This window comes from Aquimarina longa SW024 (assembly GCF_001401755.1).
GTDB classification, from domain to species: domain Bacteria; phylum Bacteroidota; class Bacteroidia; order Flavobacteriales; family Flavobacteriaceae; genus Aquimarina; species Aquimarina longa.
Genome location: NZ_KQ474099.1, coordinates 615,078 through 636,830, shown reverse-complemented (window position 1 = coordinate 636,830; position 21,753 = coordinate 615,078). Strand labels below are relative to the sequence as shown.

Genomic DNA, 21,753 nt, shown 5'->3' with positions numbered 1-21,753 from the left:
TGGAAAGGTGGTTCTGTATCAATTCATGAAGTCGATGAAACCTTTTTATGGTATACTTGAATTCGATATAAAGATTTAGTGGGATAGTGCTAAATGGTTAGGTGTTTTTGTCTAATTTATTTTTTGAAGTAAAGGATTAAATGCCTTTGATGCAACAATTACGTTATCGCCAATAGTCATGGTTTCTATTTCGGATTCTTGGGCAATTATTTTCACAAAATTTGTACCTATTAGAATAGTCACAATATAGATTACATCTTCTTTTATAATCTGCACTATTTCTCCTGAAAACTGAAATTTTCCACTAATGTGTTTCGTGGTAAATACATCAATAGGGTTTCCTTGTTTTGATATTCTTCCATGATCGATAACATATACCGTATCAGACATTTTGATGACTTCGCCTATTTCATGGCTTATTAGTAGTGTTGTTAGATTATATTGTTTATGAATTCTAAGAATATAATCTTGTAGTTTTGCTCGCATTTTAGAATCTAATGCAGAGAGCGGTTCATCGAGCATTAAAATTTTAGGTTTTCTTACCATTGCCCTTGCTAGTGCAACTCTTTGTTTTTGCCCTCCAGAGAGGTATTCAGGTTTTCTATGTTGCAGGTTACCGAGTTCTACGATATCTATTAGCTCCTCTACAATGTGTTTATCTTGTCCTTTTTCTAAGGCAAAAAGTAGATTCTCTTTTACGGTCATATTAGGAAATAGTGCATATTCTTGGAATACAAATCCTATTTTTCGTTGTTGAGGTTTTAGGCAAATTCTTTGATCAGTATCAAGCCATATATGTTTATCGATTGTGATACTTCCTTTGTCTGCCTGCAATAGCCCAGCAATCATTCTAAGGATAGAGGTTTTTCCTGCTCCAGAGTCTCCGTATAATGTAACTACTTTTCCTTGCTCAATACTGATATCAATATCAAGTAGCATTTCTCCATTAGCAGCTATTAATTTTTTTTGCAACGCTATATGTATCATTTCCAAAATCTTTTTAGATGCCCTCCGTTGATTAGATATACTAGTAATAAGATGCTAAATGTACTTATAAATAGGATAAAAGAATACCAATTAGCAGTACTATAATTAAGAGCTTCGACCTCATCATATATAGCAATAGAGGCTACTTTTGTTTTTCCGGGGATATTGCCTCCAATCATTAATACGACCCCAAACTCACCAATAGTATGGGCAAAAGCGAGTACAACTCCTGTGAGTAGTGATGGTTTTATATTAGGAAGTAGTACTTTAAAAAGTGTTGTAATTTTTGATTTTCCTAATACGTAGGAGGCTTCTGCAATGGTAGGGGGTAGATTAGAAAATCCTGCCTGTATGGGATGTACCATAAACGGTAAGCTATAGAGAACGGATGCTACAACCAGCCCTTCGAACGAAAAAATAAGCTGTAATCCCAGATGATGATTTAGCCAACTTCCTATCGTGTTGGCAGGGCTAAATGCTACTAATAGGTAAAACCCTAACACGGTAGGGGGTAATACGAGCGGCATGCTTACTAGTGTTTCTAATACTGGTTTTATCCGAGATGTTGTATAGGCTAACCAATATGCAATAGGAATCGAGATAAAGAATAGCACTATAGTGGTTACTACTGCTAGCTTAAATGTTAATACTAAAGGTTCCCAATCCATCATTCTGATAGCATTATTTCGGTAGTTTTAATCATAGTAGTAACAGTATTTCCAACTTCTAATTGAAGCTTATAAAGAGCGTCGGAGGTAATGATCGCAGTTAGTTGTCCTACCATTGTATCGATAGTTAGTTTGCTGAGGAGTTCTCCTTTTGTAATAGTAAGGATCTTACCAAGAACCCTGTTTTGTATGCTAATTGTAGGTTTTGGGTTTTTATCTATGATAACTTCGGTTTCTTTAAAAATCATTTTAATTTGGTTGCCGATTTTTAAATAAGAAGCTGTGTTGGGGGTTTCTATTATGATAGCGCTAAAAAAAATCCCATTGCTGTCTATAGTAACCAGCGATAAGCTTCCGTTGGTTTGTATAGTAACTATTTCTCCTTTTATACTATTCATAGAGTACTGCGTTTTTACTCCCTCATAGAGGGTTTAATGTCCCCTCGAGGTTGTTGATTGAATAACCAAAATCCGTTAGAATTTTTTTTGCTTCTGTGGAGAACATAAAATTATAAAATTTTTCTGCACCATTTTGTATAGTTGTGTGCTTGTTTAAAATCACGATTCCTTGTGCTATTGCAGCGTAGTTATCTTCATCGATATCGATCCAGTTTCCTTTGTTCTTCATCTTAGGAGATAAAACTACAGATTTAGCGGTAAAACCAATTTGTGCAGATTTAGAAACGATAAACTGATTAGTCTGAGATATGCTCTCTCCATAAACTAACTTATCTTTTATAGATTTATAAAGATCCTGTTTCTTTAATACTGTTAGAGCAGCACTTCCGTATGGAGCTGTTTTAGGATTTGCTATTGCAATGTGATATACATTAGAACTGTTTAAAGTGTTAATCGACGGGTGTAGGCTGTCAATCATAGACCAGAGTACTAGTTTTCCGTAGGCATATATCTTTGGATCTCTAGTAGTAAAACCAGTAGTAAATAACTCTGTAGGGTATTTCATGTCTGCAGAAATAAATATATTAAACGGAGCGCCTTCTTTGATTTGTGCAGTTAATTTACCAGATGAACTGATGATTAGATCACATTTTATACCTGTTCGATCTGTGAATTTTTTTGATAATTCTTTGATAGCAAACTGCATATTTGCTGCTACAGCAATAGTTATTCTTTTATCTTGTTTTTGTGTGCACGAGGTAGTTAATAGTAGACCGACAAGGATTATGAATGTTGTTTTTATATATTTATTTTTAATGCGTTTCATTATTTTTGGAACTCCTTTGCTATAGCTACAAAAATAACTAAAAAAGAAAGGTTTCTTGTTTTATAGGAGGTTAACAATTCTTATTGATCCATTCTGTAAAATCAAGATATCCTAATATATGATTAGGGATAGGGTCTTCTTCTAGTAACTTTCTTAGTATTATAAATTCTTTCCTTTTATCTAAGGTGGTATATTCTACAGTTTTTGATAGAAATTTTAGTATTAATTTTTCATAGGGAGCTATGTTTTTTTGTTTTTTAAGTTGTTTTTTTAAAGCATCTATTAAATAGCGTATTGTAAACCCATTACTTAGTTCATAATGGATCAATAGATTAAGCCACAAGGTGTAAGTGATTAAGTCTTTTCGGTCTTTTTTGGTTTGGTGATTAAGGATTTCATTTACCCAATGTAGTGCCTTTTTAAAATCTTTTTTTAGGAAATAAATAGTTGCGAATTGAAACTTAAAAGATAGCCAGTAATTATTAGGAGCAACAGATTTATGTTGTGATATGAAGCTTTGGATTTCATCAATTATTTCATGAGTAGTATGTAATCCTTTTAGATTTCTGTGGATTTCTAATTCTATGTTGTAGAGTCTTAGTTTCTCTTTAATTAGCGCTGCAGAGGTATTGTCAATGGTAAGAGATTTTTGCTTTAGAAGTAAAATTCTTACAAAAGCTTCTTTGTATTGTTTTTTGAATACAAGAAAACCAAGAAGATTATTGTTTATAGAGAAATACATGGAGAAATACTCTTTTAATAATTCTGGGTTTTGATCCCATTCTTTGATAAGATCTTCTAAGGTTTGTTTTGCTTTTTCGGTATGCTTTATAAGTATTTGTTTTCTGTATTTATGCAGTGTTTTAAGGGTTTTATTTTGTAGAGAAAGATTTTTCTTATGGGATAATGAGAATTTATCTGGATCAATATTGGCTAGTAATAATTCGATATATTCATTGGTGGATTCTAAGGTGTTTTTTTGCTGGAGGGTGATTGTTTTTAGAGTTTCAAAATCCTGAGGGCGTACAGCTTGATGTACTTTTCTTTTCCAGTCATAGATGTGGAATAATAGGACATCTTGTTGAAAATTGGTAGCTTTCTTTTCTGCTCGACTTAATTCACTTAAGCAGATAGTATACAGTCCCTTGTGATATAGAATTTCTACATTACGGATGATATCCATGAGTTCTGCATTTTTAGAAACTCTAGAGTGATAGTTGCGTAGGGATTGTAAGATACGCTGTTTTAGGTAGTTCTTAATAGTGGTTAGTTGTATGATGAATGCTTTGTCTTTGAAAAGCTCTTTTATTTTAGGTTCGTCATATTGTTTTTGCATTTCTATGGCGTCAAAAAGATGCAGGTATTCTGTGTTATCATTTGCTTGCGAACTTAGTTTAAAATATCGTTTTTCGCTTTTTGATAACGACTTGATCAAATAGAATAATTCTTCGTTTTTTTTCATGTTAGAATCCTATGTTTTTTCAAAAATATATTTTTTTTGACACATATGATCATATTATCTTTGGAAAATAATACTAATCAATAACTTATATTATTATGTCTAATGCAATCAGTTGGTTTGAAATACCAAGTACTAATTTTGAAAGAGCTATACAATTTTATAATGAATTGTTGGATGTTCAACTACAACCTATGGAGATGGATTTTAAAATGGCCTTTTTTCCATACAAGGATGGAGGAGTAGGAGGGTGTATTACTCATGGTAATGGTAATAAGCCATCGCAAGAAGGAACCTTTGCATATCTTAATGGTGGTGATGATCTTTCTATTCCTTTGGCTCGTGTAGAAAAAGCAGGAGGAAAGATTCTAATGCCTAAAACCTCATTAGGAGAAAATGGGTATATGGCCACTTTTCTTGATACAGAGGGAAATAGAGTGGCATTTCATTCTATGAAATAAGATGTATAACTGCTAGGTTTGATAGTTACCTCTATAGTGAATACTGGAGATGACTATCAAGCCTTTTCTGAATTAAAGAAGAATGAATTATTTTACAGAAGATTTTTTAGTTTTTTTTAAAGAACTAGCCACATATAATCAAAGGGATTGGTTTGATGAAAACAAAAAACGATATGAAACTAGTGTAAAGAAACCTTTTGAAGCGTTTTTGAGTAAACTTATACAAGAACTACAGGTACTAGATCCGGATCTACAGATTGAACCTAAGGATTGCGTGCTTAGGATTCATAGAGATATCCGTTTTTCTAAAGATAAATCACCCTATAATCTTCATTACACGGCTTTTGTTTCTAGTGGAGGGCGCAAGGATAAAAGTATTCCTGGGATATTTCTACGTTTCTCATCAGAATCGATAGGAATTATGGGAGGGTGTTTTAGTCCATCAAAAGAACAATTACAAAAAATAAGAACAGTAATTAGTAAGGATCCAAAAGAATTTAGACGACTTATAGAGCATAAAGATTTTATACAAAAGTTTGGGGAGATTAAAGGGGAAACCATTAAGCGTATTCCTAAAGAGTGGAAGGATGCTTATAGTAATGAACCTTTAATAGCTAATAAACAGTTTTATTTTGTAGGAGAAGAAGATGCAAGTTTGATTACTAGTACTACTTTGATTGAAGTGCTACTAGCATATTGGAAAACGATGCGTCCTGTAAATGAGTATTTATCAGAAGCAATTCAATAATATGGCATATAATGAGTTTATAGCCGATCGTATTCGGCAGATTTTTAGAGAACGAAAGGCAGATTTTTATGAAAAAAAAATGATGGGAGGATTATGCTTTATGGTTGATGATAAGATGTGTTGTGGCATTCATTATAGTAAGAAAAAGGAGATGGATTTATTGATGGCTCGTATTGGAATAGAGGCTACTGAAGAAGCTATGAAAAGAGAAGGTTGCCAACCGATGGATTTTACTGGTAGACCTATGAGGGGGTTTGTATTTGTTACTCCAGATGGTTTTGATCTAGATAAAGATCTAGAATATTGGGTTCAATTATGTTTAGATTTTAACCCTCTAGCAAAGCGAAGTAAGAAAAAATAAGATTTCTTTATCATTTTTTACTTGGGTAGTTCTATGAGAGGTACTTATATTTATGTAGTGAAAGAATGAATGTTTGGAATACTTCTTTTATGGCACTTTATGTACTAAATTATGGATACAGGATTAGCTGAATATGTTAGAAATTATATTGATATCTCTGACGAGGAGATGAAACTATTTTATAAATATCTTACGGTAAGAAAATTTAAAAAGAAAGAGTATCTCCTACGAGAAGGGGAAATTTGTAAGGCAAGATATTTTATTATAAAAGGATGTATACGTTCTTATTATATAGATGAAAAAGGGGTAGAACGAATTTTGGATTTTGGAATTGATAAATGGTGGTTTACTAATTATGTGAGTCTAATTAATAATAAGCCATCAGAAAATTTTATTCAGGCTATTGAAAATTTAGAAGTGCTACAATTACATCGAGATTGTTTTGATGAGTTGTTAGAAAAACTCCCTAAGATTGATCGGTTATTCAGACTTATTATGGAAAAGACCCATATTGCATATCTCAATAGAATAAAATACATGCATAGTCTTTCGGGAGAAGATATGTATAAGAAATTTATACAGGCAAATCCTAAATTTATGCAACGAGTACCTCAGTATATGGTGGCTTCTTATTTAGGATTATCACCAGAATTTGTCAGTAAGGTTAAAGCAAATCTTTGATAAGATTCTGTTTTGCTAAAAAAACACAATCGTTTAGAAATTTTGAATTGCTCATAGACAGGAGTTGGGCATCATTTTAAGGGTAATATCCCAAATTAGTATTCTTGCATAATGAAAGAAAAATTAAAAGAACATATTGAAAATTTAGTACCTCTTACAGATGATGAATTTTCCTTTGTTTTATCACATTTCTCATTTGAAAAACACAAAAAAAATGATTTCCTAATTCGAGAAGGAGAAAATGTAAAACACTGTTATTTTGTTGTTTGTGGACTATTAAAATTAATTTATAATGATAAAGAAGGGAAACAACATGTTGTCTCATTTGCAATGGAAGACTGGTGGGAAAGTGATTTTTCAGCTTATTTTACACAAACTAAAGCTAAAATGTCATTACAATGTATTGAAGATACTATATCATTTTCCATAAGCCTTAAAAACTACAAAAAACTATCAACTGAATTCTCCAAAATGGAGCGTTTCTTTCTTGAAAAATCCAACTCAGGACATATTGCTTCACAAAATAGAATTTTATCTTTTCTAACTTCAAATGCTAAGGAGAGATATGAACAATTACTTAAACTACATCCTATATTATTTCAACGAGTTCCAAAAAGCCTTTTAGCTTCTTATTTAGGGGTTTCACGTGAGACACTGAGTCGACTTTCTTCTTAAATTTTTCATCTCTTTATAATTGTGATATTTGTCACGCCCGAACAATATTATTATTGAAATATTTGTAGTGTAAATACAAAATTATAGTTATGAAAAATAAAGTAAAATTATTAGCAATTATATTATTAACTACTGTGTCAACATATGCACAAAACAAAAAAAAGGAACAAATGGAAAAACGAATAATTAATCCTTGGAAATGGCAGAACGAAAGAAGCTATGTACAGGCAATAGAAGTAACGAAACCTGAAGGAACTTTATATATCTCAGGACAAACAGCTACAAATGCTGATGGAAAATCAAGTACTGAAGATATGAAAACTCAACTAATCGAATCTTTGACTAATTTAGAAAAAGTTATTAAGGAAGCTGGATACAAATGTGAAAATATAGTTAGATTAAACGTATATACCACTTCGACAGATGAGCTTTTTTCTTGTTTTGATATTTTCCAAAATTGGATAACTAAACATAATATAAAGCAGACAAGTACCTTATTAGAAGTAAAAAGTCTTTTTGAAACATTAAAAGTAGAATTAGAGGTTACTGTAGTAAAGTAATATTTGATTAAGATATTCGGATAAAAAATGAATGCCCAACAACGTATAAAAGTAATAGCGGTTTAGGGCTTAACTCAAACTACTATTTTCTTTTAATTTAGTATATTGTTATCCGAAAAGCAAATGCATTTTACCCGTTACTACTCTTATACAAACCCGTTGTTTTTTTATAGAAATAATATTGCCTTTCTTTTTTTGTATAATAATTGAGTTCGGATAAAGCAGCATAATCTGTCTCAGCATAATCCCAATGCCTACATGGGTTAAATTGCTTTTCTGCGAATAACGTTTCTTTATTTAGGGGCTTGTTTCTGACAATGTGGTTTAATTAATAATCACTTTGTTTCCTGTTATCCAATGTTTGTTTTCATCAGTGTAATATAAATAAACAGTGCTTGCAGGTGCTTGATAGCTCCCTGAGATTTCTGCTTTTAGATCTAATTGAATTTGTTTTACTTCGGATGCTCCAAATTCTTTCCAGTAGAAGACTAGGTAGTTGTCAAAAACTTCAAAATAATCTGCCTTATATTGTTCTAAGATTTCTTTTAATTGCCATGGCTGAGCAGCAGTTCCTGATGGAATTCCTATAATGGCTGTAGTCATTGGTAGGGGTTGATTGGTTTTGTTGTGTACGCTAATGTTCATTCTAAAATTTTCGCCTACACTATGAACCGCATCTGTGATTTCGGTTTTTAATTCTAGCTTGCATTTGGCAGAAGAACTAGGAATAGTGCTATCCCATGTTATATTTAATAGATATGGAAATGTAGTATCAGCATTAGAAAAACGCACTTCTATATGTTGTTGTCCTTCTGAGATATATTGTTCTATATTTTTGAGAACTATTTTTCCTTCGTTATTTACCTTTAGCTCAGTTTGTATTGTTTTACCATTTATGTCTAATTCAATAATGCTATTAGGAGGTATTGTTTTTTGTTTTTGAGTTTTGGTATATTCAATTAATGCTTTTAGAGCCATAGAGGTAGATTGAGTAGAACCAAAACGATTGTATTTTCTTTTGGATAACATAAATTCTATTCCTTGGCTAATGATGTATTCAGAATTACCTTGTTTTAGTAATGCTAAAATGGTAAAAGCAGTAGTTTCAATTTCTTTAGCATTACCATATGAACGCGTAATGGTATGTTCAGTAGGTAGTTTTTGGAATCCATATTCTTCAATATTCTTTTTGATTTCATCCATTAGCTTGCGAGCATTCTCGGTTTTGTTTAAGTTCCAACTGGCACATGCCATCAATGCCATTCTATAAGAGTCTTTGCTTTCTAGAGCTTCATTATAAGAGTGGTTGTACTCTTCTTCAATAGCTACTTTTGTGCCGGATTCTGTAATGGCGTATACTATATAGGCGTTGTTGATATGTTCGGGAGCGGCAGAGAATCCATATTTTCCTTTATTTTGTTTAAATCCCCCTTTTCCATCTTTTCTACTTAGGAGGTAGTTAATCGTTCTGTTGATCATCGGTTCACTTACTTTGTTGTAGACCTCTTTCATTTCTATAAATTCCATAAGTCCATATGCTGATAGAGCTTCATGCGGGGGGGTGTGCCCGTACCATTCAAAACCATCTTCAGAGGTTTCATAAGCAGCAAGTTTTTTGTATCCTGTTTTGATAAAATCCATAGCTCTATTTTCTATATCAGGATTGCTTTTTCCTGTTTCTTTAAGGTATTTTAGAACCAAAATATTGGGATAGGTACTTGATGAAACTTGCTCAAAACATCCGGATGGTTGTCTTAGTAACGATTCAATACCATCCATCACATCTCCAACAATATCTGTATAGATAGAGAAATCAGCTTTTAAACTTCCATCAACTAGATTGTTGATATGTAATCGATAAGAATTGTTGGTGTGCCCAGAGATAGAGGTTTGAGTAGGGAAGTAAGGACTAATAATGATAGTGTTTTTATCAATGTAGTCAGTATAGTTATTACTATGTGCACTGATTTTTATGGTAGTGTTTTGAGATTTTTTTATGGGAACTACTGTAATTGTTTTGGTTTGATTAGAATTAGGTGCTATATGTAGGCTATCATTTTTAAAATTACTGATTAATTTTAATTCCTCTGGGAGGTCTATGTTAAGTGCTGTGCTTATTAGAGTGTTAGATTCGTTAGAGGCTACAATTGATAATTGTATAGTGTCATTAAGAGCCATATAGTTTGGTGTTTTTAAATCAATATGGAGTAATTTTTTTGTAGCATATTTCAGTTCTTTTCTTCCAACTAATCCATTATAACCAGTACCTTCAGCGGTAATAATAAATGAGGTTATTGCATCGGAGTTATAATATTCGAAAGAGGCTTCTCCGTTTTTATCTGTTTGGATTACAGGATTCCAATAGATAGTTTGTCTAAAATCATTTCTATCTAAAGGTAATTCTTTGCTATTGTATATGGGGATATAAAACTTTTTGCTAGTGTGGGTGTTGATCTTATTATGATAATAGAATGTTTGTGCGGTATAGTTTTTATATTTTTTGTTGTTCAATGATTTACTATCATAAAAATGATTGAAATTTTGGTTTTTTGTGGTAATGAGTACAACTCCATTAATGCCATTAGAGCCGTATAAAGAAGCTGCTGCTGCACCTTTTAATACATGAATTTTTTCGACTTCAGAGGATTCTATATTGTGCAAAGTGGCTCCATTTTTTTCGTTTAGATCAAGTGGAATACCGTCTATTATAAGTAGAGGTTGAGAACTCCCAGTTATAGAATTTGCTCCTCTGATAGCTATATTAGAGCTGTTTCCGTATAGATTGGGAGTATTGGTAGTGGTGATGCCAGAAACTCTTCCTTGTAGTAATTGCGCAATATTATCAATACGCATTGTGGAGATAGTAGTATTATTGACCAAAGTAGCCACTGCTCCTGAAAGAATTTTTCTTTTTTGTAATCCATAACTGGTGATGATTACCTCCTCTAGATTAGCATCATCATCACTTAGTTGGATTTCTATTTCGTCAGATATTATTGCTTTTTCTTTAACTGTTTTTTGTAGTGGTTTTTTTATGTCTAATTGTTTAAAATCTAGCTTTTTTGTTTGGTCATAGGCTTTTTGTTCATCTTTATTTGATGTGCTATGTATAAACTTTGTTTTCTGAATGTATAGCTTTTTACCAGTATCAGTATAAGCAAGTACTACTAGGTTACCATTACGGTTTATTTTAAAAGAAAACTCTCCTTTATCATTAGTCTCAAATTTTGTAACCTTCTCTGAGTTTTGATCAAAAATCAGGATATGAGATTGTGTTGGGATGTTGTTTTTGTCAACAATTTTTCCGTATTGAGTTGCTTGTGTATCGGGTGGAAAAATAGCGTTCTGTAGTGTTATGGTATTCTTTATGTATTTTCTCCAACCATGAGTTAACATTACGTAGTCTAAAGCAATTTCTGCTTTATTCTCGTTTGGATCAAAGTAAAACGATGGTTTATGAATTTTACCTTTTAATTCAGATGACATTAGAAGGTATGAGGATATATTGTCTTGTTTGTCATCTGCAAATGAGACCAGTTTATTGTCAACAATACTAAGAGATATATTTGAAGGAATAGGAGTGTTGGATTGATCTGTAGTTTTGATTTTTACAGTAACTTTTTCGCGAGTTTCATACTGCTCTTTATCGAGTGAAATATCAATATTCAGTTGATTTGATTTATTTACAAAGGCTAATCGTTCTGCTATTATGGTATTATGTACATCATGCAATGCAATTTTGATAATTCCTGTAGGTAAAACTTTTTTATTGAGTCTGATTGTGGCTTTATGATTAGATAATGTTACTTTCTTAGTAAATATTTCGTTATACGAATTGGATACAGATAGTTTTGTGATATTAGTATTGGAGGAAAAAATATCAATCAGATAGGTGTTTTTTTTCTTTTTAAGGCTAAATTTTGTCCCAATTTTATCAATTGAAGGTAAGGGAATTAATGAATCAGATTTAAAGGGTGCTGTGATCCGAGCAGAATATTTTTCTGAAGTAGGGGTAAAGATAAAACTTCCCATGCCATCGTGATAACTGTCGAAGGTTTTGATGATTTCTCCTTTTTCATTTACAATCTCTCCACTAATATCAGCAGGTTTTCCAAATTTGTTGACTGCTTTAAAAGCAATTGTATTCTCGGTTCCGATAATAGCAGTACCGCTTTCTGGAAAAAACTGCAAGTCGATAGTATTTAATGTTATAGGAACACTTCTAGAAATTGATTCTCTAGAGCCTTTATGCGGCACTAATACGTTTAGAATCACATCGGTTGTTGTAAGATGATCAGGCAGTTTAAATGTGATGTCTTGCTTTCCTTTAGCATTAGTGTTGATGGTTTCTGAGAGAAACTTTTCTCCTTTGATATTAACTTCGTATTTAATTTCTTGATTTGATAAAGGAATGTTTTTTAAGTTTTTAGCTTCAAAATGAGCAGTGACTTCTGATCCACTTCCATATGCTTTCTTTTCGAACTCTAGTTTCATTAATAGGTTAGGACTAATTACTTTCTGAACTACAATTTCTTTTTCGAAATAACAATCGGTGCTAAAGTTTTTCATCCAATGGGTATACATTCTTACCTTATAGATACCACCAACCCAATCATTATCAATTTCAAAATCTCCGTAAGCGTATCCTTGATTAATGGATAGCTTTATGGCATTGACAACAGTACCTTTTGGAGATAGTAGCTCCGCATGCATTACCTCACTCAGTGTAGAAATTTTGTTTTCGGTATTGGTAATGTATGATTTAAACCAAATTGTTTCTCCAGGAAAATATAAAGATCTATCTGTCTGGGTGTATATTTTTTCAATATGATTATTAGATCTAAATTCTATGCTATTGAATGATAGTGATAGTAGCGTTAGAATAGATAATATGATTGTTCTAATATGCATAGTCTTATATTTTTATATTAACCTTAAAACCGATTTCTTTTATCAATGGAGTATTGAAGTAGTCTAACCCCTTACCTGCAGAATAATCAAATAATGAAGAATATGGAGAGATGCCTTTCTCTTTTGTGTAAGAGAATAGGTTATTAGCGTATAGACTTAGTTCTAATTGTCTAAAAAATGTATTTTTACCTTTAGTATCATATGAGATACTAATAGATTTAAGATTTATAAAAGTTCCATCGACTATTGCCTCTTCGTCTACTCCGGTATAACCATATCTTACCCATCTATTAAGTGATACATCTTGGCTTGTATTTGCAAAATCAACGCGTTTGGTGTTTGGTGTTCCTGATTGATTGACGCCAGTGAAAATAAAATTCCTAGTATTTCTTAGGTGAGCAGATTCTTGTGATCTACCCATGTAATTTAAAACATTTTTGGTTCCATTCCATACATCGCCACCCTGTTGATAATCGATCAAAAAATTGCATTTCAGTTTTCCGAACCTAAAGCTATTATTTATACTGATATTAAAATCAGGAGTTGTATTTCCTATAATTTTCTGTTCAGGATCTACCATTGGATATCCGTCGTCATCAATTACAATTGAGCCATTAGGATCTCTTAGGAATGCGGAACCTACAATTGCTCCTGTTTGTTCACCAACAATTAGGTTTTTTGATATGGTTTTGAATCCAGCAATGGGGATTGAAGTTTTATTGTCTGAGAGCTCTATAACTTTTGATCTGTTTTTAGAAAAAAGAAAAGTAGGTTGATATTGGAAGTTTCTCCACTCATCATTTAGACGAAATTCTAAGCTACCTTCTATTCCTTCGTTTTTTATAGTTGCACTATTCTGAAGTTTAAATGTTCCATTGGTAAGAATAGGAAAAATACTCCCTTTTGTTTTTGAATAATAATAATTTAAGCCTATTTCTATACGATTATTAAACAAACCAATAGCATTTTCGATGTCAAATGTGGTGCTCTTTTCAAATTCTAACTCTTTAGAATTGAACAAATCATTATTAGCTAATAATGATTGAGACTCTAGAGGAGTAATGGTAAGGCTATTATGGCTTAAGTTATTGTAGTATAAGGGAATTCCTTTAGCTTCCTTAGAAACACCTATTGCAATTGAAAGCCTGTCTAGCCAGTCAGAATGTCTTAATAGTTGTGATATGTTCATATATGCTAATATTGATGGTAGGAAGAATTGATTACCTTGTAAAGAGGATGTAACTGAGTTGTTTCTAAGTGTTAGATCTGCATCAAAACCTACATCAAAGTCAAATGTTATTTCATTTAACATGCGTAAAGTATTGTTTCTTAAATGATGATCATTTAAAGTGTTGTCAATAGCACGATTAAAACTAAGATCTGAGAAATTGCCATATTCTGATAAGCTGTAATTAAGTGATGTGTTTTTGTTTTTTAGAGATGAGTTGACCTTAATTAACGAGAAATTATCACTCCAAAATTGATAGTTTACTCCGATATCAGTGTGGAGAGTGTACTCAGAGAAGTATTTTCTACTAACATAGCCATTTTCAAAACCAACAGTATGTATTGGTAGTGCAAAATTAAGCTTGTTTTTTTGTTTGTTGAAGCTTAAAAAAGAGTGAATATTTAAGTGTTTATCGGTTTTAAATTTGCTTTTAGCGCCTATGGTAGTTGATGTCGAAGAGTTTTTGTTTTGATTAAGGTGTAATAGCCAAAAGGGGTTGTTAAATCGAGTAGGGCTAAAACTACGTTGTGCAGTGTTGTTTGTTATATACCCTTGATTATTCTGAAATGTAACAGGAGTTACATAAGATGCAAGTAAAACATTAGTAAGAAAACCGTTTGTATTTGGTTGATTGTTAGTTTTGAAATTAGATGTAAAGAAGGCTGTGATTTTTTTCTTAAACTTGTAAGTAATGCCAAGCTTAGTGGTATTGTTTTTTGTGGTCTGAAATATGTCCTCCTGAGTTTTTCTTTTGGCATCTAAGTCAATTGAGTGTTTAGAATTAAAAGCAGCTAAGTTTAACGTATTGGATAGGATTAAGCTAGGCTCGAATAGTTGGTTGTTATACGGTAATGTACGATCCCTAGAAACTCCATTGATTAACCTTCCATTAGTGTCATATGAGTAGTTAGAGCCATCAAAGGTTAGGGAATTAATTGTAGGGCCATATGAAAACAGCTCGTTGTTATCTGCGCCAAACCACTGATTTGTGCCATTAAAAGGTCTTCCTTGGGCATATGTGTTTTGTGTTTTGGGAGTTTTTTGCCGATCTACAAATTGTAGTCCAACACTACTATTAAATCTAATTCGATAATATATATCAGGATTGAAATAGGTTATCTTAATTTTTTGATGATCTTCTTTAATGTATTTAATTCTATCAATATCAAGATAGCCATTATCACTGTTGTATGATACTCCATTTTTGGATATTTCTGGAGTTGTTGATAGAGAATCAATAACTGTTTTTAATGCTTGTAGATAGTCATTACTTATGATTTTATGTACTGGTTTTGTTTGATGAAAAGGAGTTAGCTTTTGATTACCAAACATTTCTGTTGTTACTTTAATTTCTTTGGGAGTCATACCTATGGATATAAACTGTAGTGTATCGCCTACCTTGCATTCTATACTATACTTACCATCAAAATCAGTAGTAACACCATTAGATGTTCCTTTAACGATAATGTTAGCACCAGGTAATGGTCCGTCTTCATATTCTAAAACTCCAGAAATGATACCATTTTGGGTATACCCTACTATGTTGGTAAAGAGTAAAATGATAAAAGAAATAAAGTACTGTTTGATGAATAGCATAGATTGAATCTTTGCTCAAATCTAGATATATTGGTAGGTTTATAAAAATAAGAATGAGTAAAAGGGGTATTTTGATGAGGTAAGTGCTCGATCATATACAAATAATGGAATATCACAGTAGGATAGAAAATGAATGTACAGGTTTTTAGAGCATAAAATTGTGTAACATCAATTATACGAAGTTTTAGAGTAGATATAAAATATGTGATTTCTAACTAAGCAACAATAATTGTTTTATGGTTTAAAAAAAGTAGTTAAAATTTATAAATACATATATCAAAATTTATAAATCATTAGTTCTTCTCCTTGCTATAACAAGGCTTTTACTTCTATCTTTATTTGCAATCAGAAAAGAATAGCATAAAATATATTTTAAACTATTAAGACGATTTTTATCAGTATTATTTTTTAGATTTTTTACTGAACATCTACACTTGATTTAGAAAGTGTTTGTTAAAAATGTAGTCATATAATAAGGAGATGTTGTTAGGGTAAAATGCTATGCAATGAGATAGTAATTAGTAAATAAAATTAGATTCTATTGAAGCCTTCATTAACAGACTTAGTACAGAAATTACTCAAAAGAAATAAAATTTACTTTGATAGAACAGAGCTCGAATTTCAAATTCAAAGCCATCCATCTTACCCTAGTCTACATGCAATAACGGGGGTGTTAGACCATTTTAGTATAGAAAATGTGGCAGCCAAAGTTTCTATAGATTCGGCAACACTACAGCAATTACCAAATCACTTTATTGCGCAGATACAAGAGTCAGAAAAACAAGACTTAGTGGTGGTTGAAAAAAAGCAGAGCGCTTATCTTGTTTATACTACAACAGATAAAAAACAGATACTGTCTGAGGATGAGTTTTTGAAAAAATTTACAGGAATCATCGTTGCTGTAGAGAAACAAGGAAATAACCAATCCTTATTAGAATCAAATTCAAAAAGGAAATATATTGCTTTTGGAATATTAGGATTGTTTGTTGCTTTCTTACTTTTTAAAACTACAGATTCTGTTTTTAGTATTTGTCATCTCGTATTATCTATAATAGGAGTTGTAGTAAGTATTGCTATTGTAAAACAAGAGTTAGGATTGCAAACCTCAATTGGAGATGCGTTTTGCTCAGAAACAGATGATCAGAAAGATTGTGATGCTGTGTTAAGCTCAAAAGGAGCAGAAATTATTAAAGGATATAAGTTAAGCGATTTTAGTATGCTATATTTTTCGGTATTAGTAACCCTAACTTTTATCCAGATACTTAATCCAGTATTGTCTTACTCAATAAGTTTACTGACTATCCCAATAACACTATACTCGTTATACTATCAATATATCGTAGTGAAAAAATGGTGCTTATTATGTTTAAGTATTATAGGAGTCTTATGGTTACAAGCATTGATTTCTGTAATAACAGATATGTATATTACCAATTTTGTACTTGTTGATTTTGTGGTTTTAGGAATAATAGTAGTCAGTATATGGCTATTATGGAGCTTTATTAAACCACTTATCTTAGAGATAACAACATTACGTAAAGATAAAATAGAAGCAATTAAATTTAAAAGAAACTTTGTCTTGTTCGAAGGGATGTTAAATAAATCGCATCAGATAGATACTATAATTGATGAAAACCAAGAGATTGTTTTTGGTAATCCAGTATCGAATTTAGAAATCGTGATAGTGACTAACCCATTTTGCGGACACTGTAAACCGGTGCATCAGCAGGTAGATGAAATTCTACATAAATACAAGGGCAAAGTGAAGATTATCATACGATTTAATATAAATACAGAAGATGAAGATAGTAATGTGGTAAAAATAACCTGTAGAATGTTAGAAATCTATTCTCAAAAAGGAGCAAAAGAATGTCTACAAGCTATGACAGAAATCTATGAGAACGGTAAGCCTGATCATTGGTTAAAGACATGGAGAGAATGCACTGATAAAGAAAGGTTTATATCGGTATTAGAAAAAGAAAATACTTGGTGTAAAAATAATGCTATCAATTTTACCCCAGAAATCTTAATTAATGGCAAATTCTACCCCAAAGAATACAAGCGATCAGACCTTATCTTTTTTATAGAAGATCTAGAAGAAAATTACGGAGCAGTTGCCATAGCTCAGTAAATAATATAAAAAAACAAAACTTATAAAAAAGATTTGTATAACAATATTCTCTAGCGAAGAATAGACATATTGGTGAGTGTCTTTAATTGTTCACTATAAAAGTAATTTATAAAACGTAGTCATGAAAAAATCAATTTTAAATCTAGGAGAAGTTTTAAGTAAAGTAGCGCAAAAAAGTATTAATGGTGGTTCAATGAAACAGGATCCATGTAATGTAAGCTTATGCGAAAAAGATGGCGGATATTGTAATCATAAAGATCAATGTGTAGGAACGCGCTTTTATATTTCATAATGATTGATATAAAAGAGGGGGTTAGGTTATCATTGTAGAGGATTTACTATTGATAAGGCTATTTTTTATCAGTTAAAAAGTATCAATTTTTTGTATAGTCACAGACATAAACCTTGAGTGTCTTAAAAATGTTCAAGGCTAAATAAATATTAATTTTATAATCATGAAAAAATCAATTTTAAACGTAGGGAAAGCTTTAAGTAGAATAGAGCAAAAACAAATTAATGGAGGAGGAGATGGACCTTGTAGTGTTTATGTAAAAGGTACAGGGTGGATTAAGAACTATTCAGTAGAAGATGCACAATTCCTTTATGATGGAGGAAATGATAGTACTGTTACAGGATATTGTTGTGCTAGCTGCAGATAACTTTTTTTAACCCTCATAAACAGCTTAATTCCTAGAGGTAAGTTCCGGTAGTAAAAAATCATTTCAGAAATATAACCTTGTGAGTTTGTTCTGAGGTTGTTGATTAAGGAAAGTATCCTTTTATGAAGAAGAGATACAAATCTTGAATGTTTTTAAAATGTTCAAGGCTAAACAAGTATTAATTTTATAATCATGAAAAAAATACTGTTAAGCTTAGGAAAAGCTCTAAGTAGGGTTACGTTTATAAGAAATAGGTAGGTTTTACAGTCTACCTATTTTTTTTGAAATTTTAATAGATAGCTCCCATGAATCGTTCTTAAATAAGAGCATTAGAAAATAAGCCAGAGTGTTTTTCAGGATCATTCCTTGATCCTGTGTTACTGAGATACGCCTATAAACACAAAAAAGTTCAACATTTCTGCTGAACTTTTGCTCCTCCTCTTGGGCTCGAACCAAGGACCCTCTGATTAACAGTCAGATGCTCTAACCAACTGAGCTAAGGAGGAATTTGCCTCTGCAAATAGAGATTAGTTTTCTCGTTTTGCGAGTGCAAATATATACTATTATTTTAGATCTCAAAAACTTTTTTTTACTTTTTTCATATTATTTACGTTCTTATTTTATGGATACGATATTGCTTATAATTATGATTCATTAAAAGAAAATGTATATATAGCTGAATATGAGTTGTTTTTTTTGAATATAGTTGAATAGGATGTCTTTTTTTATATAACTAATACCATAATAAAATCAATGCGAGCTAGTTTTAAATTATAAGACTCGCTTTATAAAAATAAAAAAACAGCGATTAAAAATATTTTTAATCGCTGTTTCGATATATATTATTTGCTAAATATTCTAGCAAGAGTAAGCCTACTCAAAAATAGCTTTATAGACATCATTACCGTTTGCAAACAGTAATAGAGTAATTAGTATTATAAAGCCAGCTAGTTGTGCATATTCCATGAATTTATCATTTGGTTTTTTACCAGTAATAATTTCATATAATAAAAACATTACATGTCCACCATCTAATGCAGGTATAGGTAATATGTTCATAAAAGCTAAAATAATTGATATGAAAGCAGTAGTACTCCAAAAAGCTCCCCAGTTCCATTGATCAGGAAAAAGACCTCCTATAGCACCAAATCCTCCTACACCTTTATATGCTCCTGTTTTAGGGTTAAATATCTTTTTCATTTGCTTAACATAACTGCTAAGAATAGATACACCCTTATGAATACCTGCTGGGATAGACTGTAAAAAAGAATATTCAATTGTTTCTATAGTAAGTAATCCTCTTTTTTCTAATTCTGTATAATCGATATTTCTGACTACTCCGATCTTACCATTTTCATTTATTTTGGCAGTAATCGTTTTTTCTTGTCCAGTAGTGCTTTTTACTAATAGCAATACAGAGCCTCCTTTGTTTTGATTAATGGTAGGAAGTATCTGATCAAGATAGGTTACCTTTTGGTTGTTGATTGCTATAATTTCATCCCCTTTGTTTAAATCAATTCCTGTGTTATGAGATTCTTTAGGGACATCAGCGATAATAAAAGGTACCCGAGGTTCTATAAAAGAAGTTTTTTCTTCCATATCTAATAATTTAGCTATGAAATCAACAGGAATCTCTTTTGTAATAGTAGCTCCATCTCTTTTTATAGTAAACTGGCTACCATTGATAATTTCTAAAGGTAATTTGCTAAATTCTTTTACAGGATTACCATCTACTGTAATTATATTATCACCTGTTTGTATACCTAGTTTATCTCCTATCTCGGTGTTAGAAACATGGAACCCATCTTTTAGGCTATCTGCTTTGATAAATTTATCACCATAAGTATATGCAATTCCTGCATAAATTAGTATTGCCAGAATAAAATTGACAGTTACTCCACCTAACATTATAATCAATCGTTGCCAAGCAGGTTTAGATCTAAATTCCCATGGTTGTGGTGGTCCAGCCATTTGCTCTTTATCCATGCTTTCATCAATCATTCCAGCAATTTTTACATATCCTCCTAATGGTAGCCAACCAATACCATATACAGTTTCACCTATTTTTTTCTTGAATAATGAGAATTTTACATCAAAAAACAAATAGAATTTCTCTACTCTTGTTTTAAATAGTTTAGCAGGAATAAAATGCCCTAATTCATGTAATACTATCAGAAGAGATAAACTTAATAGTAATTGTATCGCTTTTATAAAAAATGGACTCATATAGTCGTATATTCAAAATTAAATCACGCAAAAGTAACCTTTTAGAAGAGTATATGAAAAAAATCTGCTATACAGTTCTAGGATTTAGGATTTTTTTAATGAAAATATAAGGCTTAGATATTGATAATACTTGTAATTTTGCGAACACAATAATTTAGTATGCTTCAATTTTTTTCTAAATATAAATTTTTTGCAGTAGTACTTTTTGTATTATCCGCTATTATCATTTCTATAATATATTCTATTCTTAAACCTAACCGAATTCTGCCTGTATATGAACCGGATATGGTTAATACAGAGTTGGTTGATACTACTGTGCAAGATGTGCGTAAATATCACAAAATTTCGGATTTTAAGTTGACGAATCAAAATGGCGAAGAGATAACCCAACAGAACTATAAAGACAAAATTTATGTAGCGGATTTTTTCTTTACTACTTGCCAAACGATTTGTCCTATTATGACTGGGCATATGAAAGAAATTCAGGATAGATTACAAGATGATCAAGAAGTACTACTGCTTTCTCATTCTGTAACCCCAGAAATAGATAGTGTTGCCAGATTAAAAAGATATGCTATTGAAAAAGGGGTAGATGATACTAAATGGAACCTAGTTACGGGCAATAAAAAAGAAATTTATGATCTAGCACGTAAATCATATTTGGCGGCTAAGTCTGATGGAGATGGCGGCCCTTATGATATGGTGCATACTGAGAACTTTATTCTTGTTGATACAAAAAAACGGATTAGAGGTTTTTATGATGGTACGAAACCAGAAGATATTGATCAGTTATTAGAAGATATCTCTGTTCTAAAAAACGAAAATAAGTAAGAGAACCTTTTTCCTGTTGTGACAAGAGTTTTATTTTAAAGCTTTAACTTTTTCAATAGAGTTTTTTACATTACTTTTGCTTTGTTTAAAATTAATCTAAATAAATTTTGAAGACTACAATTGCTACGCTTAAGCGAGGTCAACGTGCTTTAATTAGTGAAATTACTTCGGATAGTATTCCGCTTAAGTTGTTAGAGATGGGGTGTTTACCAGGAAACGAAGTCGAGTTACTACAGATAGCTCCTTTTCAATGTCCTATGTATCTTAATATAAATGGTAGTCATCTTGCAATCCGTAAAGAAATTGCTGCTCAGATTGAAGTCGAAATTATATAACAGCATTTCTTT

At 31.6% G+C, this 21,753-nt stretch carries 19 protein-coding genes and 1 tRNA gene; 11 read left to right on the top strand and 9 right to left on the bottom strand.

What is annotated here, in order from left to right:
* Positions 1-111: 111 nt before the first annotated feature.
* The 5 genes from N456_RS11680 to N456_RS11660 form a co-directional block, all read right to left on the bottom strand.
* Positions 112-987: a sulfate/molybdate ABC transporter ATP-binding protein gene (locus N456_RS11680; RefSeq protein WP_062057077.1), complete on the bottom strand. Its 876-nt coding sequence runs from the start codon at positions 985-987 to the stop codon at positions 112-114.
* The gene (gene modB, locus N456_RS11675) at positions 984-1,655 is read right to left on the bottom strand and encodes a molybdate ABC transporter permease subunit (protein ID WP_062057075.1); all 672 of its coding nucleotides are present in this window, start codon (positions 1,653-1,655) and stop codon (positions 984-986) included. The genes N456_RS11680 and modB overlap by 4 nt, the downstream gene beginning before the upstream one ends.
* On the bottom strand, positions 1,655-2,053 hold the full coding sequence (locus tag N456_RS11670) for a TOBE domain-containing protein (RefSeq protein ID WP_062057073.1): 399 nt from the start codon (positions 2,051-2,053) through the stop codon (positions 1,655-1,657). The genes modB and N456_RS11670 overlap by 1 nt, the downstream gene beginning before the upstream one ends.
* Before the next feature lie 22 nt (positions 2,054-2,075).
* On the bottom strand, positions 2,076-2,879 hold the full coding sequence (gene modA / locus N456_RS11665) for a molybdate ABC transporter substrate-binding protein (protein WP_062057071.1): 804 nt from the start codon (positions 2,877-2,879) through the stop codon (positions 2,076-2,078).
* 70 nt (positions 2,880-2,949) lie between these two features.
* Positions 2,950-4,341 (bottom strand): hypothetical protein, encoded by a 1,392-nt coding sequence (locus N456_RS11660; RefSeq protein WP_062057069.1) that lies wholly within the window; start codon positions 4,339-4,341, stop codon positions 2,950-2,952.
* Between the two features lie 95 nt (positions 4,342-4,436).
* Between N456_RS11660 and N456_RS11655 the strand changes: the two genes are divergently transcribed.
* From N456_RS11655 to N456_RS11630, 6 genes are all read left to right on the top strand, one after another.
* Positions 4,437-4,799: a VOC family protein gene (locus N456_RS11655; RefSeq protein ID WP_062057067.1), complete on the top strand. Its 363-nt coding sequence runs from the start codon at positions 4,437-4,439 to the stop codon at positions 4,797-4,799.
* 82 nt (positions 4,800-4,881) lie between these two features.
* Positions 4,882-5,547, top strand: a complete 666-nt coding sequence (locus tag N456_RS11650) for a DUF2461 domain-containing protein (RefSeq protein WP_062057065.1) — start codon at positions 4,882-4,884, stop codon at positions 5,545-5,547.
* Positions 5,519-5,908: a TfoX/Sxy family protein gene (locus tag N456_RS11645; RefSeq protein ID WP_240315516.1), complete on the top strand. Its 390-nt coding sequence runs from the start codon at positions 5,519-5,521 to the stop codon at positions 5,906-5,908. The genes N456_RS11650 and N456_RS11645 overlap by 29 nt, the downstream gene beginning before the upstream one ends.
* Positions 5,909-6,019: 111 nt before the next feature.
* The gene (locus N456_RS11640; RefSeq protein ID WP_062057063.1) at positions 6,020-6,589 is read left to right on the top strand and encodes a Crp/Fnr family transcriptional regulator; all 570 of its coding nucleotides are present in this window, start codon (positions 6,020-6,022) and stop codon (positions 6,587-6,589) included.
* A 111-nt stretch (positions 6,590-6,700) separates the two neighbouring features.
* Positions 6,701-7,264 carry a Crp/Fnr family transcriptional regulator gene (locus N456_RS11635; protein ID WP_062057060.1) on the top strand — a complete coding sequence of 188 codons (564 nt, stop codon included), beginning with the start codon at positions 6,701-6,703 and terminating at the stop codon, positions 7,262-7,264.
* Between the two features lie 170 nt (positions 7,265-7,434).
* On the top strand, positions 7,435-7,824 hold the full coding sequence (locus N456_RS11630; RefSeq protein ID WP_062057519.1) for a RidA family protein: 390 nt from the start codon (positions 7,435-7,437) through the stop codon (positions 7,822-7,824).
* A 324-nt stretch (positions 7,825-8,148) separates the two neighbouring features.
* On the opposite strand, the gene N456_RS11625 is transcribed toward N456_RS11630, so the two are convergent.
* Both N456_RS11625 and N456_RS11620 read right to left on the bottom strand, forming a co-directional pair.
* A complete protein-coding gene (locus tag N456_RS11625; RefSeq protein WP_062057058.1) occupies positions 8,149-12,735 on the bottom strand; it encodes a TonB-dependent receptor plug domain-containing protein in 4,587 nt (1,528 codons plus the stop codon).
* A 4-nt stretch (positions 12,736-12,739) separates the two neighbouring features.
* On the bottom strand, positions 12,740-15,559 hold the full coding sequence (locus N456_RS11620) for a carboxypeptidase-like regulatory domain-containing protein (RefSeq protein WP_062057056.1): 2,820 nt from the start codon (positions 15,557-15,559) through the stop codon (positions 12,740-12,742).
* Positions 15,560-16,100: 541 nt separating this feature from the next.
* Here N456_RS11620 and N456_RS11615 point away from each other — a divergent pair.
* From N456_RS11615 to N456_RS11610, 3 genes are all read left to right on the top strand, one after another.
* The gene (locus N456_RS11615) at positions 16,101-17,690 is read left to right on the top strand and encodes a thioredoxin domain-containing protein (protein ID WP_062057054.1); all 1,590 of its coding nucleotides are present in this window, start codon (positions 16,101-16,103) and stop codon (positions 17,688-17,690) included.
* Positions 17,691-17,811: 121 nt separating this feature from the next.
* Entirely contained in the window at positions 17,812-17,982 is a 171-nt protein-coding gene (locus N456_RS24450; protein ID WP_158447878.1) for a hypothetical protein, read from the top strand.
* 163 nt (positions 17,983-18,145) lie between these two features.
* Entirely contained in the window at positions 18,146-18,349 is a 204-nt protein-coding gene (locus N456_RS11610) for a hypothetical protein (protein WP_062057052.1), read from the top strand.
* Positions 18,350-18,781: 432 nt separating this feature from the next.
* Here the strand turns inward: N456_RS11610 and N456_RS11605 are convergent.
* Positions 18,782-18,855, bottom strand: a tRNA-Asn gene (locus N456_RS11605).
* 367 nt (positions 18,856-19,222) lie between these two features.
* A complete protein-coding gene (gene rseP / locus N456_RS11600) occupies positions 19,223-20,575 on the bottom strand; it encodes an RIP metalloprotease RseP (protein WP_062057050.1) in 1,353 nt (450 codons plus the stop codon).
* 159 nt (positions 20,576-20,734) lie between these two features.
* Here rseP and N456_RS11595 point away from each other — a divergent pair, with 159 nt between their 5' ends.
* Positions 20,735-21,406: an SCO family protein gene (locus tag N456_RS11595; RefSeq protein WP_062057048.1), complete on the top strand. Its 672-nt coding sequence runs from the start codon at positions 20,735-20,737 to the stop codon at positions 21,404-21,406.
* Positions 21,407-21,513: 107 nt separating this feature from the next.
* Positions 21,514-21,741 (top strand): FeoA family protein, encoded by a 228-nt coding sequence (locus tag N456_RS11590; RefSeq protein ID WP_062057046.1) that lies wholly within the window; start codon positions 21,514-21,516, stop codon positions 21,739-21,741.
* Positions 21,742-21,753 lie beyond the last annotated feature (12 nt).